At 66.0% G+C, this 13,246-nt stretch carries 12 protein-coding genes; 9 read left to right on the forward strand and 3 right to left on the reverse strand.

Annotated elements, in window-relative coordinates:
- Positions 1-3 precede the first annotated feature (3 nt).
- The 9 genes from J3485_RS00690 to J3485_RS00730 all read left to right on the forward strand — a co-directional run bounded on the left by J3485_RS00690 (position 4) and on the right by J3485_RS00730 (position 10,844).
- The gene (locus J3485_RS00690) at positions 4-1,329 is read left to right on the forward strand and encodes a DUF3443 family protein (protein WP_206950711.1); all 1,326 of its coding nucleotides are present in this window, start codon (positions 4-6) and stop codon (positions 1,327-1,329) included.
- 397 nt (positions 1,330-1,726) lie between these two features.
- The gene (locus tag J3485_RS00695) at positions 1,727-2,248 is read left to right on the forward strand and encodes a DUF2844 domain-containing protein (protein ID WP_206950712.1); all 522 of its coding nucleotides are present in this window, start codon (positions 1,727-1,729) and stop codon (positions 2,246-2,248) included.
- Between the two features lie 23 nt (positions 2,249-2,271).
- On the forward strand, positions 2,272-3,519 hold the full coding sequence (locus J3485_RS00700; protein WP_374192430.1) for a DUF3443 domain-containing protein: 1,248 nt from the start codon (positions 2,272-2,274) through the stop codon (positions 3,517-3,519).
- 269 nt (positions 3,520-3,788) lie between these two features.
- Positions 3,789-4,994, forward strand: coding sequence for a flagellar biosynthesis protein FlhB (flhB, locus tag J3485_RS00705; RefSeq protein WP_206950714.1), 1,206 nt, complete (start codon positions 3,789-3,791; stop codon positions 4,992-4,994).
- Complete coding sequence (gene flhA, locus J3485_RS00710; RefSeq protein WP_206950715.1) at positions 4,991-7,093, forward strand: flagellar biosynthesis protein FlhA; 2,103 nt, start codon at positions 4,991-4,993, stop codon at positions 7,091-7,093. The genes flhB and flhA overlap by 4 nt, the downstream gene beginning before the upstream one ends.
- Positions 7,090-8,904: a flagellar biosynthesis GTPase FlhF gene (gene flhF, locus J3485_RS00715; RefSeq protein WP_206950716.1), complete on the forward strand. Its 1,815-nt coding sequence runs from the start codon at positions 7,090-7,092 to the stop codon at positions 8,902-8,904. Before flhA ends, flhF begins: the two co-directional genes overlap by 4 nt.
- A complete protein-coding gene (locus tag J3485_RS00720; RefSeq protein WP_206955581.1) occupies positions 8,897-9,772 on the forward strand; it encodes a MinD/ParA family ATP-binding protein in 876 nt (291 codons plus the stop codon). The genes flhF and J3485_RS00720 overlap by 8 nt, the downstream gene beginning before the upstream one ends.
- Positions 9,773-9,803: 31 nt before the next feature.
- A complete protein-coding gene (locus J3485_RS00725) occupies positions 9,804-10,532 on the forward strand; it encodes an RNA polymerase sigma factor FliA (protein ID WP_206950717.1) in 729 nt (242 codons plus the stop codon).
- Between the two features lie 3 nt (positions 10,533-10,535).
- A complete protein-coding gene (locus J3485_RS00730; protein WP_242538437.1) occupies positions 10,536-10,844 on the forward strand; it encodes a HigA family addiction module antitoxin in 309 nt (102 codons plus the stop codon).
- Between the two features lie 97 nt (positions 10,845-10,941).
- Here the strand turns inward: J3485_RS00730 and J3485_RS00735 are convergent, their stop codons facing one another.
- The 3 genes from J3485_RS00735 to flgA all read right to left on the reverse strand — a co-directional run bounded on the left by J3485_RS00735 (position 10,942) and on the right by flgA (position 13,150).
- Entirely contained in the window at positions 10,942-11,382 is a 441-nt protein-coding gene (locus J3485_RS00735) for a flagella synthesis protein FlgN (protein WP_206950718.1), read from the reverse strand.
- 83 nt (positions 11,383-11,465) lie between these two features.
- Positions 11,466-11,813 carry a flagellar biosynthesis anti-sigma factor FlgM gene (gene flgM, locus J3485_RS00740; protein ID WP_206950719.1) on the reverse strand — a complete coding sequence of 116 codons (348 nt, stop codon included), beginning with the start codon at positions 11,811-11,813 and terminating at the stop codon, positions 11,466-11,468.
- Between the two features lie 167 nt (positions 11,814-11,980).
- Positions 11,981-13,150 (reverse strand): flagellar basal body P-ring formation chaperone FlgA, encoded by a 1,170-nt coding sequence (gene flgA, locus J3485_RS00745; RefSeq protein WP_445267847.1) that lies wholly within the window; start codon positions 13,148-13,150, stop codon positions 11,981-11,983.
- Positions 13,151-13,246 lie beyond the last annotated feature (96 nt).

Raw genomic sequence — 13,246 nt, forward strand, 5'->3', positions numbered from 1 at the left:
ACCATGTTGCATATCTATAAGAAATTGGCCCGTGTGCTCGGCACATTTGGCTTGGCGGCAATCGTCGGCCTCGTCGCGGGTTGCGGCGGCGGTGGCGGTGGCAGCGGCTCGAGTAGTAGCGGCGGCAGCACCAATGGGAGCACGAGCAATAGCGGCGGGGGGAGCACGAGCATCGTCGCCACCGGTCCGGTCTCCAGCACGCCTGCGACGCTGGCCAGCAATCAGGCGGCCGTCGTCGTATCCTCCGTCACGGGGACGCCGAACCTGCCGATGGTGAGCGTGACGATTTGCCAGCACGGCACCAGCACGTGCGAGACGATCGATAACGTCCAACTCGATACCGGTTCGTACGGGTTGCGGCTAGTCAAGGATACGATGCTGACCGCGTTGCCGACCGAAACGGTGGGTGGCCAATCGGTGGCGGAATGCGCGAGCTTCGCCGACGGATTTTCATGGGGTTCGGTGCGGACGGCCGACGTGCAGATCGGCGGCGAGACGGCTTCGAACATCCCCATCCAAATTTTGGGCGACGTGCCGCAATCGGAAGCCGGCGGTAGCAACAATTCCTGTGCAACCGGCACGCTCAACGACACGCTGTCGCAGCTCCACGCCAACGGCATTCTCGGGATCGGCACCGCGAAGTATGACTGCGGCACGAATTGCACGAGCGCTCCGAACGATGTCTACTACGGGTGCACGTCGAGCTGCACGGATTTGGCGCTGTCGGCCGTTACACAGGAAGTGGGCAACCCAGTCCGTTTCTTTGCCACCGATAACAACGGCGTGGTCTTGAATATGCCCGTGGTGTCGTCGTCGGGCGCGACCAGCGCGTCGGGCGTGTTGAACTTCGGGATCGGCACGGAAACGAACAACACGGTACCGTCCTCGGGCATTCAAACTGTTACGACCGACCACTTTGGGGACGTGAGTAGCGCGTCGCTGAACGGCTCGACGTACTCGGATTCCTCTTCGTTCGAGCGCGCGGCATTTTTTGATACCGGATCGAACGGCCTCTTCTTCCCTGACACCAGCATTACCCTTTGCGCAGGTGGCGGCGGCTTCTATTGCCCTGCGTCGGCTGTGTCGCTGCAGCCCTCCGTGACCGGCTTCAACACTACGACGGCCTCTATTTCGATGAGCGTCCAAAACGCGTTCGACCTGGTCGACGGTGGCGGGTATGCATTCAACAACCTCGGCGGAACGGCCGACGGGTTGCTTGCAATCGATTTTGGGATGCCGTTCTTCTACGGTCGTACCGTTTATATCAACTACGACCCGAACACCGACGGGAGTCTCGGCACCGGTACGACGGCGTACGTCGCCTTCTAAGCCGCTGCGTCCTAACCGGCCCAATCGGCCCAATCCGCGCGCGGCCGCGCCGCCGTTCGCGGAATGATCGGCGGCGCGAGTGCCCCTACCCGGCGAAGGGGTGCTCGCCTCGCGCCACCCAGGCGCGCGCCGCAGATCTTCGCTCCCCTTCGCCCTCTTTTGCATCCCCGCTCCGACTGCCCCTCGTCGTCGGTAAGCACCGTGCGCCCCAGCCTCGCCGCACCCCAATCATCCCCCAGGCACGTCCCTTGCTGTTGTCCGACGCTTATGCGTTCGCAGCCGCATGTACTAGATTCCTAGAAGAACATCAGAAGAACAACGTCAGAACCGGCGGGATCGTCTCGCTCCGGTTACGGCCACACGCGCTAGAGACCTCAACCAGGGAGGAGTCGATCCGATGTTGAATCGTCCTTTACGCGCTGCCGTGCCGGCGGCGTTCGTTCTATGCGCACTCACGGCGGTGACGCTGCCCGCCAGGGCGGCCCTCGGCGGCAGCCCCATGCCGACGCCCGCCGGTGCGACCACCACCACGCTCGCTCATATCGCCCACGCAGCCGCCGCCGGCACGGGGGCATCGAGCACAGCAGCCACGGCCGCCCCAGCCCAGTACTCGGTGCGCGCCACCACATATTCAAGCGGCACGAGCGTGCGCGAATACCTCGGCACCGACGGCAATGTCTTCGGCATTGCATGGAACGGCCCGCGCATGCCCGATTTGCAGTCGTTACTCGGTAACTATTTCCCGCAGTACGCAAGCGGCGTTCAAGCGCTGCACGCGGCGCGCCCCGGCCGCGGCCCCGTCGACGTCGAGCAGTCGAACCTCGTGGTCCGCTCCGGCGGCCATATGGGCTCGTTCTTCGGCCAAGCGTGGCTGCCGAGCGCTTTGCCCGCCGGCGTGACCGGTGCCGACATCAAGTAACCGAGCGAAGAAGGGAAATCATGTTGCGTACTCACAGAAGACTCTTGCGGGCGCTCCGCGCGCTCGGTTTGGCCGCCGCCACCGCGGTGCTCGTTGCGGGCTGCGGCGGTGGGGGCGGAGGCGGGGGCAGCAGCGGTTCGGGCAGCACGTCGCAGTTGGCCGCGAATCAGGTTGCGGTGACGGTGGGCGCCGGCGTCGAAGGCGTTGCGAACATTCCGACCGTCAGCGTCACGATCTGCGCGCCGGGCACCAGCGTGTGCCAAACCATCAACAACGTCCAGGTCGATACCGAATCGTTCGGGCTGCGGCTCGCCAGTTCGGCCGCGAGCCAGGTGTTGAGCGCATTGCCGCAGGAAACGGTGGCGGGCAGCCCGATCGCCGAATGCACGGCGTTCGCCGACGGCTACACCTGGGGCTCGATCCGCACCGCCGACGTCAAAATCAGCGGCGAGACAGCCTCGCGCGTGCCGCTGCAGATCGTGGGCGATCTGTCGCAGGGTGCCGTGACGACGGGCGGATGCTCGACGGGCACGCTCGAGTTGACGCCGGCCGATCTAGGGGCCAACGGCATCCTTGGCATTGGTGTCGCCGCAAACGATTGCGGAACGACCTGCGCGACGCCGCCGGTGGGCAACAGCAGCTACTACACGTGCCCCGGCAACACCAATTGCGTGCAGGCGCTCGTGCCGGTCGCGCAGCAGGTGACCAATCCCGTCTCGATGTTTGCCGGCGACAACAACGGTGTCATGCTGTCGATGCCCGCGATCGGGCCGAGCGGCGGGCGCACCGTTACCGGTACGCTGACCTTCGGGGTCGGCACGCAAGCGAACAATGCCCTGCCGAGTTCGGTGACCAAGCTGGCAACGAATGCCTACGGCGACGTCAATGCCACTTTCGCCGGCGGCGCGGTCACGGCTTTCTTCGATTCGGGCTCGAACGCGTATTTCTTCACCGACAGCACGCTGCCGAACTGCTCTGGCCAGGCGTCGTCGTTCTACTGTCCGACTTCGAACGTGACGCGCGGCATCGGCGTGGCCAGCTATAACGCCGCCACGCCGGGGGCGGCGGGGGGCGTGCTGCTGACGATGCCCATCGGCAACGCCACGCAGTTGCTCGCCAACGGCAATTACGCGCTCGATAATCTCGCCGGCAGCCTCGGCAATGGCGCGACGTTCGTCGATCTCGGCATGCCGTTCTTCTACGGCCAAAACGTCTATTACGGGCTCGATCAGTCCGGCTCGGGCGGCGCCGGCCCGTTCGTGGCGTTTTGAGCGAAGGCTCCGGGCGCGCCCGGGGTCCTACCTTTCGTTTTTCTTCTGTCGGCGGGCCCCATCATGGCGCCCGCCGTTTCTCATGTGCGGCGCGCTGCGCGCTCGCGCCCGCGGCGGGCTGATCGCTCGCGGGAGCGGGCCGGGCGCCGATCACTCGAAATGCACCCCTTTCCCCCGCCTTATCCGCCGATCGTCCCTTGACCTGGGCAGGAATAATTCGTCTCACTGGATAACGGCATGTCGCCGTTTTTCTTGCGGAGAAATTTCCCGTGGCAGAGGACAGCGACCTCGAAAAAACCGAAGCAGCCACTCCTAGGCGCCTGGAAAAGGCGCGCTCGGAAGGGCAGGTCGCGCGCTCGCGGGAACTGTCGTCGTTCGCCCTGCTCGCCGCGGGATTTTTCGGTGTCTGGGCCTTGTCGGGCACGATCGGCTTGCACTTGCAAGCCATGCTGCGCGGCGCGTTCACGTTCAATCACGCGTCGCTGTCCGACACGAACCGCATGCTGATGGGCGCCGGCAGCGCCGGACGGGAAGCCTTCATGGCCCTGGCGCCGATCCTCGCGCTGACGGGCGGCGCCGCGCTGGCCGCGCCGATGGCGATCGGCGGTTTTCTGATTTCGCCGAACGTATTCCAGTTCAACTTGGAGCGCTTGAACCCCGCCGCGGGGATCGGCCGCATGTTCTCGATCAACGGCCCGATCCAGCTCGGGATGTCGCTTGCGAAGACGCTCGTCGTCGGCACCATCGGCGTGGCCGGCGTATGGCACCGCAAGGCCGAGATCCTCGGGCTCGCCGCCGAGCCCCTGCGGACCGCGCTCGGACATGGCTTGTCGCTCGTTGCCGTCTGCTGCGCGACGACCGTGGCCGGCATGTTCGTGATCGCCGCGCTCGACGTTCCCTATCAAATTTGGCAGTACCACAAGAAGCTGCGCATGACGAAGGAAGAAGTGAAGCGCGAACACCGCGAAAACGAAGGCGACCCACGCGTGAAGAGCAAGATCCGCCAGCAGCAGCGCGCCATTGCGCGCCGCCGCATGATGGCCGCGGTGCCCAAGGCCGACGTCGTCGTGACGAACCCGACGCACTACGCGGTTGCGTTGCAGTACTCGGATGGCGAAATGCGCGCGCCCAAGGTCGTGGCCAAGGGCGTGAACCTCGTGGCCGCCCGCATTCGCGAAATCGCGGCCGAACACAACGTGGCGGTGCTCGAAGCGCCGCCGCTCGCACGCGCCCTGTATCACAACGTCGAACTGAACCGCGAAATTCCGGGCTCGCTCTACAACGCGGTGGCCGAAGTGCTCGCTTGGGTCTATCAACTGCGCAAGTTCCGCGTGGAAGGCGGCGATGTTCCCGCCGCGCCGACCGAACTCGAAGTGCCCGCCGAATTGGATAAGAAAGACCCGATTTCCGAGGCCGACGAACGCGAAGAAGCCGAAGAGACGCTCGGCGACGCAAATGAAGGAGCCTCGGCATGAACGCGCGCGTCGGAAGCCTTTTCGGCAAGAGTCAGGTGCTGGCCGGCACGAATCTGCGTGCCCTCGCAGGTCCGATCCTGATCTGCATGATCCTCGGCATGATGATTCTGCCGTTGCCGCCGTTCCTGCTCGATCTGCTGTTCACGTTCAACATCGCGCTGTCCGTGATGGTGCTCCTCGTGAGCATGTACACGCAAAAGCCGCTCGATTTCGCGGCGTTCCCGGCGGTGCTGCTGTTCTCGACGTTGCTGCGCTTGTCGCTGAACGTGGCCTCGACGCGCGTCGTGCTGCTCGAAGGCCATACGGGCCCGGGCGCGGCAGGTCAGGTCATCGAATCGTTCGGACACTTCCTCGTGGGCGGCAACTTCGCCGTCGGCATCGTCGTGTTCGTGATCCTGATGGTCATCAACTTCATGGTGATCACGAAGGGCGCGGGACGGATCGCCGAAGTGGCCGCGCGCTTCACGCTCGACGCGATGCCGGGCAAGCAGATGGCGATCGATGCCGACCTGAACGCGGGCCTCATCAACGAAGACGGTGCGCGCAAGCGCCGCCTGTCCGTCGCGCAGGAAGCCGAGTTCTACGGCGCGATGGACGGCGCGTCGAAATTCGTGCGCGGCGATGCGATCGCGGGCCTCATCATCATGGTCGTCAACGTCGTCGGCGGGCTCATCGTCGGCGTCGTGCAGCACAACATGGATTTCGCCGCCGCCGGCAAGACCTACACGCTGCTGACGATCGGCGACGGGCTCGTCGCGCAGATTCCGTCGCTCGTCATCTCGACGGCGGCCGGCGTGATCGTCTCGCGCGTCGCCACCGACGAAGACATCGGCACGCAGCTCACGAGTCAGCTCTTCACGAACCCGCGTGTGCTGATGATCACGGGCACGATCATCACGATGCTCGGCCTGATCCCGAACATGCCGCACTTCGCATTCTTGCTGCTCGGCGGCGGCGCGATCCAGCTCGGCCGCACGCTGAAAAAGCGCGCCGAAGCCGCCAAGACCGGCGCCTCGCTCGTCGACGTCGCGCCGACGGCGATGACCCCCGTCGAAAACAACGAAGCGAGCTGGGACGACGTCACGCTCATCGATACGCTCGGTCTCGAAGTGGGGTACCGCTTGATCCCGCTCGTCGACAAGAACGCCGACGGCGAATTGCTCAAGCGCATCAAGAGCATCCGCAAGAAGTTCGCACAGGAAATCGGCTTCTTGCCGCCCGTCATCCACATCCGCGACAACCTGGAACTGCGTCCGAACGGCTACCGCATCGCGCTCAAGGGCGTCGAAGTGGGCGTGGGCGAGGCCTATCCGGGCCAGTGGCTCGCGATCAATCCGGGGCAGGTCACGGCCGCGCTGCCGGGGCAGCCGACGCAAGATCCGGCCTTCGGCCTGCCGGCGATCTGGATCGACACGAACTTGCGCGAGCAGGCGCAGGTGTACGGCTACACCGTCGTCGATGCGAGCACGGTGGTTGCCACGCACCTGAATCACCTCGTCGTGCAGCATGCCGCCGAACTGCTCGGTCGCGCGGAAGTGCAGTCGCTCATCACGCGCACCGGCAAGGACGCCCCCTCGCTCATCGAAGACCTCGTGCCCAAGACGCTGTCGCTCACGACGCTGCAAAAGGTGTTGCAAAGCCTGCTCGAGGAAGGCGTGCCGATTCGCGACATGCGCACGATCCTCGAATCGCTCTCCGAGCACGCGGCCAAACTGACCGATGCGCACGATCTGACCGCCTGCGTGCGCTTGTCCCTGGGCCGCGCGATCACGCAGCAGTGGTATCCGGGCAACGGCGAAATGCAAGTGATGGGACTCGATTCGAACCTCGAGCGCGTGCTGTCGCAGGCGCTCGCGACGAGCGCGAACCCCGGCCTCGAGCCCGGCCTCGCGCACACGCTGCTGACGGCGACGCAAAGGGCGATCACGCGTCAACAAAATACCGGGCTGCCTCCGGTGCTGCTCGTGCAACACGCGCTTCGCGCGATGCTCGCACGGTTCCTGCGCCGCAGCCTGCCTCAATTGAAAGTGCTCTCGTATGCCGAAGTGCCCGAGACCCGCACGATCAAAGTCGTTAACCTCATCGGGGGTCAAGCTTGAACATTCGTAAATTCATCGGCGCGACGAGTCGCGACGCGCTGCGTCTCGTGCGCGAGGCCCTGGGTGCGGACGCGGTCGTGCTGTCGAACCGGACCAACGACGACGGCAGCGTGGAGATCGTCGCGCTCGCGGACACGGATTTCGCGCACATCGCGCCCGATGCAGGCGAGACAGGCTCCCAAGGCGCTTACCAAGGCCTGCCCGCGCCGACGGCCAATCCGTATGCGTTAGCTGCGGGTGCGTCGCAGCCGTCGGGCGCCATGCCGTCCAACCCGTACGCGAACGGCATGCCCGACGTGTTCTCGGCCGTATTCGGTGCGAGCCCCGAAGCGGGCTCGAAGACGTCCGACGAGCGCCGGCCGGCCTTGCCCGACGCCGCTGCGATCGCTTCGCCGCGCGTGACCGACCGCCCCGGCTTCGCCGCGCGTGCGGCCGCGCCAAGCGCGTCGGCCAATGCCGCCGCTTCCGTCGCTGCGTTCAATGCCAACGGCGCGAGCGCGGGCGAGACGGAAGCGTCGCGCACGATGGCCGAAACGAATCCCTGGCTGATCGACCATGGCCGCCGCATCGCCGCGCAAAACGAGCGCGCGGCGCATGCCTCGCGTTCCCACGCGATGACGCCCGCCGCCGCGGCTGCCAAGGGGCTGGGCTCACCGGGCCGCGTCCTGTCGGCCGAGGAGCTCGATACTGCGCAGATCCCCGACTGGGCACACGAAGCCGCGCGTGTCGCGGCGCGCCGTGCCGTGCCGCGTGTGAAGCCGGCCTTCGAAGGTTTTGGCGAACAAGACGCCGAAGCGATGGCCGAAGCGGTCCGTGCGCGCGTGGAAGAGATCGTCAATCAGACGGTGATGCATGAACTGTCGTCGATGCGCGGCATGATGGAAGAGCAGTTCGCCGGCCTGACGTGGGGCGATCGCCAGCGGCGCAGCCCCGTGAACGGCGAAGTGACGAAAGCGCTGTTCTCGGCCGGCTTCTCGGCGCAGCTCGTGCGGATGGTCGTCGACCACATGCCCGCAGTCGAAAACCTCGACGCGGGAATGGACTGGGTGAACCAAGTACTCGCCTCGAATCTGCCCGTGCTCGAGAACGAAGACGCGCTGATGGAGCGCGGCGGCGTGTTCGCGCTGATGGGCCCGACCGGCGTCGGCAAGACGACGACGACGGCCAAGCTTGCCGCGCGCTGCGTGATGCGTTTCGGCGCGAGCAAGGTCGCGCTCTTGACGACCGACAGCTACCGGATCGGCGGCCACGAGCAGTTGCGCATCTTCGGCAAGATCCTCGGCGTGTCGGTCCACGCCGTGAAGGACGTGGCCGATCTGCAGCTCGCGCTCACCGAGCTGCGCAACAAGCACATCGTCCTCATCGACACGATCGGCATGAGTCAGCGCGACCGCACGGTGTCCGACCAAATCGCGATGCTCTGCGGCGCGGGTCTGCCGGTTCAACGGCTGCTGCTGCTGAACGCGACGAGTCACGGCGATACGCTCAACGAAGTCGTGCAGGCTTATCGCAGCGCCCCAGGACAGCCCGAGCTGGCCGGCTGCATCCTCACCAAGCTCGACGAGGCGACGAACCTCGGCGGCGTGCTCGATACGGTCATCCGCTACAAGCTGCCGGTTCATTACATCTCGACGGGACAGAAGGTGCCCGAGAACCTGTACGTCGCGACGAAGAAATTCCTGATCAAGAGTGCGTTCTGCATTCCGCGCGACGGTTCGCCGTTCGTCCCGCACGACGACGAGATTCCCGCATTGCTCTCGGCGCTCTCGAGCCGCTCGAGCGCCGAACTGCATGAGGTTCGCTTTGGGTAAGCAAGTCACCGATCAGGCGGAAGGGCTGCGCCGGCTGCTCGCGAAGAGCGGGTCGCGCGTGGTGGCGGTCACGGGCGGCCCGATGGGTGTCGGCCGCACGTCGACGGTCGTGAATTTGGCGGCGGCATTGGCCACGCTCGGCAAGGACGTGCTCGTCATCGACGAGCGCCTCGGCGCGAATTCCGTCTCGGCCATGCTGGGCGGCTTGCACGGCGCCGGCTCGCTGCGCGCGTTGATGAACGGCGAGATCGCGCTCGATCAAGCCTGCTCGCGCCACGAATTGGGGTTTTCGGTGCTCGCGGCCTCGCGCGAGAACTGCGCCGGCTATAGCGCCGCGCAGCTTGGCCTGCTGCTCTCGGGGCCGGCCGACGTCGTGCTCGTCGATGCGCGGCTCGACCGCCAGGGGGCGCTCTCGCCGCTCGGGGCGCAAGCGCACGACGTGCTGATCGTTACGCGCGTGGCGGCCGCCGCGATCACGGAAGCGTACGCCTGCATGAAGCGCTTGCACTTCGAGCACGCGATCGCGCAGTTCCGCGTGCTCGTGAATCACGTGTCGAGTTTGGCCGACGCGCAGACGGCGTTCGACAACCTCGCCGAGGTCGCCGCGCGCTATCTGACGGTGTCGATCGAAGACGCCGGATGCGTAGCGGCCGATTCGCTGATGGAGCGATCGCTCGAACTGGGGCGATGCGTCGTCGATGCGTTCCCGTCGGCGCCGTCGGCGCGGGACTTTCGGCACGTCGCCGCGGAGATGTTGTATTGGCCGATGCGCCCGGCGATGTGTTCGCCGCGGCCAGAGGTTACGGTGCGCACGGCCTTGCCGGCGTCGGCGATCGCCGACGGCGCGGCCGCGCGCCAACACGCTTGAAACGTTAGGGACAAGGAGAAGGGGGCCCTCGATGTACAACGCTCAAGGGAAAATGTCCCAGACGGATGTATTGACGCAGTACGCGCCGCTCGTGCGCCGGCTTGGCTTGCAACTCGTGGCGAAGATGCCGGCGAGCGTCGATCTCGACGACCTGATTCAGGCCGGGATGATCGGTTTGCTCGACGCGGCGAGCCGCTACAAGGAAGACCAGGGCGCGCAGTTCGAAACCTACGCGAGTCAACGCATTCGTGGCGCCATGCTCGACGAACTGCGCAACAACGATTGGTTGCCGCGCAGCTTGCGCAAGACGTCGCGCGAGGTCGAATCGGCCGTGCACCAGGTCGAGCAGCGGCTCGGCCGGTCCGCGAGCGAGACCGAAGTTGCCGACCATCTGCAGATGCCGCTCGATGCCTTTCAGTCGATGCTGCAGGATCTGCACGGCAGTCAGCTCATCTATTACGAAGATTTCGACCGCTCGGCCGACGACGAACCGTTCCTCGACCGCTACTGCGTCGATCACTCGGACCCGCTCTCGGCACTGCTCGACGACAGCCTGCGCGCGGCGCTCGTCGAAGCGATCGACAAGCTGCCCGAGCGCGAGAAGCTGTTGATGTCGCTGTATTACGAGCGCGGCATGAACCTGCGCGAGATCGGCGCGGTGATGGAAGTGAGCGAATCGCGCGTATGCCAGCTCCATAGCCAAGCGGTTGCGAGGCTGCGAGCCAAGCTGCGCGAGATGGCTTGGGCCAGCGTCGACTGAATATTGCCCCGGAAGGGGCGCGAAGCGGCCGCCGCTACACCGGTTCCGGCTGCGCGCGTGGGGCCTTATGCGATCGACCCGCTCGAGCTTTCGATCACGCGCGCCGCCGAGGCGCTGGGGGTGTCGCGCAAGACGCTTTCGGAGATCGTCAACGGCCGAGCTGCGATCAGCCCGGAGATGGCAGTGCGCCTAGAACTAGCTTTCGGAAAGCGCGCCGAGTCCTGGTTGGCACACCAGGCCGAGTACGATCTATGGCAGATCGAGCAGCGCAAAGAGCAATTGCACGTGCATGCGTTCAAGCGCGCGGCTTGACGCGGAAGGGCTTGCCCGCCGACTCCGAGCCACGAGGCGCGTATCGAGAACCGATACGCCAGCGGGCTGCGGCCGCCTCACCGGCGGCCGTGCTACTTCAAGCCGTCGCCATCCGCCCATCCGGCCCGTAGACGCTGGCCGAATGACGCGAGGCACCGCCACGCAGGATGGCGAGCGCGTTCTGGTTGTAGTTCATCCGGATACGGATCATGAGGCCGTTCGTGGCGTTCGAGCGGCGCGCGCGTTGCACGACGGCCTGCAATAGTTGCCACTGCTTGGCAAGGCGAGCGTCGTCGGCGATCGCGAGCTCCATTCCCTTCCAGCCAACAGGCAATCCCATCTGGCGCAGTTGGCTGTCGCGCGTTTTTTCGAGCGACGCGAGCTTTTCAGTCAGCTCGGTCTTCTTCTCGACGATGCCGGGCAGCGTCTCGAGCGGCGATACGGCCGCAAGCGCCTTTTCCTCGTACATCAGCAAAGACGCAAACGCTTCGAGCGCAGCGTGTTCTTCGGTCACAGTGGCAAGCAGGGCGTCTCTCATCTCATCCGCCAAAACATAAGCCGGCGCGCAGGCGCGCACTCAACGAAGCCGACGAGGCGAGAGATAAGCGCTTGAGCGCTGCCTCAGCCGCCCGTCGACGGGTTCTTCAACAGATCGCGGGCGGTCGAAAGAATGCCGTCCGCAATCTTGCTCGTATCCATCGTCAGCGTGCCGTCGGCAATGGCTTGCTTGATCGACGCAACGTGCGCGACGTCGATGTCGGCTTCGCCCGACGCAGCCAGCGAGCGCAACTGCGACGACAGCCCGGACAGGCTGACGTTGCTGGCGTCGCCGCTGCCCGTGGACTGAGCCGACGCGGCATTGGCGCTCGTTTGCGCGGTGCTCGCCGCGGTTTGACCGCCCTGCCGGGCACCCTGCACGTCGCCCTTGGGCGAGGTCAGGCTCGAAGTGGAGGTTGAATCGACTTTCACGATGGCTTCCCGAACGATTTCGATTTGAGTGTGATAACGGCGACACTCGCCGAAACTTTAGCGCAATCGGGAAGAACACCGCCCAGCCTCATTCGGCGATTCGGGGCCGAATCGTCCGGCGCCTCCACGCACCGGTCGTCTCGCCCGTTTCGACCGCCTCGGCCCGGTCACATCTGAACCTGCACCGTTCCGGCATCTCGGACGATGCCGGAGATGATCTGGCCCCCGGCTAGCCTGACACGAACCTCTTGTCCGGGCGCCGCGTTGTTCATGACGCTGCCCTCGGACGAAATCGTGAAACCTTGGCCTTGCGCGATGACGCGCACCGTTTGGCCGATCGCGACCGCGCTCGCGCTTTTGAGCAGATCCTGGCGCAGCGGCATGCCGGCGCTGATCCGGGCCAGTGCCGTCGAGCCGATCGCCTGCGACGGATCGGTAATGATCGCGCGCGGCAAATTCGAGAGGTCGCCGTCGCGCGCGAGCAGGTCTTGCGCCGTCACGACCGTACCGGGCTCGATCTGGCGCGCCGCGAGGTAGTAGGTCGCATCGATCGCGATGCGGGCTCGCAGATAGAGCGTCCACGGCTTGGCGCCGGCGCAGCGCACGCCGACCGACGTGGTGCCCCATAGCCGGGCGCCCGTCGGCATGAACGGCTCGAGCGTCGTGCAGGCGGCCAGGCCCCGCGGGAAGGTCGGGGCAACCGTGATGCTGATCTTGCCGGGCAGGCCGATCGTCTGTTGCTGAAGATAGGCAAGGGCCGCGTGGCGAATCGCCTCGCTGTCTTCCTGGCCGGCCGGCGCGTCGGAGGCGGGCGCCAAGGCCGCGGCGGTTGCAGCCGCCGGCGCCGTCGGGCGAGTGGGCCCACCGACCGAGGCGGGCGCAATCGGTTGCGCGGCGCGGATCGAGCGCTGCGGCGCCGTCACGACGACGGGTATGACGCGGCTTGCCGCCGTCGCGATCGCCGGATGCGGCTCGCTGACGATAGGGGGAACGTTGGCCGGCGCGGCGCCGCGCGCCTCGCCCGGTCCCGGGATGACGATCATGCCGTTCGTCGCCGTGCCGGCGGACGCACTCGCTTGCGCTTGCCCGGGGCCGGGAATCGAAATCATCGCGCCGCTCGGCTTAACGGCTTTGGCCTCGCCCGGGCCGGGGATATAGATCTGCCCGCTCGCGCTCGTATCGGTGTTTTGCGCCTGGGCCGCCGTGAGCGGCAACAGGGCTGCGACCAGCGCACAGGCCGCTGCGCGCACGAGGCGAGCATGCCGCCGGCCGAGGGCGCGCGGCGCTGCTCGGCGCGCGGGATCGGAAGCGGCGGACAAGGACATCGGTTTCTCCATCGAAACAATTCGGACGACGAATCGAATTCTAGGGCTCGCGCGAGGGGCGCAAACGTTGAATAGAGGGCGGCTTCCCCGGTTATTCATCCGATTGGC

It is taken from the genome of Trinickia acidisoli, assembly GCF_017315725.1.
GTDB classification, from domain to species: domain Bacteria; phylum Pseudomonadota; class Gammaproteobacteria; order Burkholderiales; family Burkholderiaceae; genus Trinickia; species Trinickia acidisoli.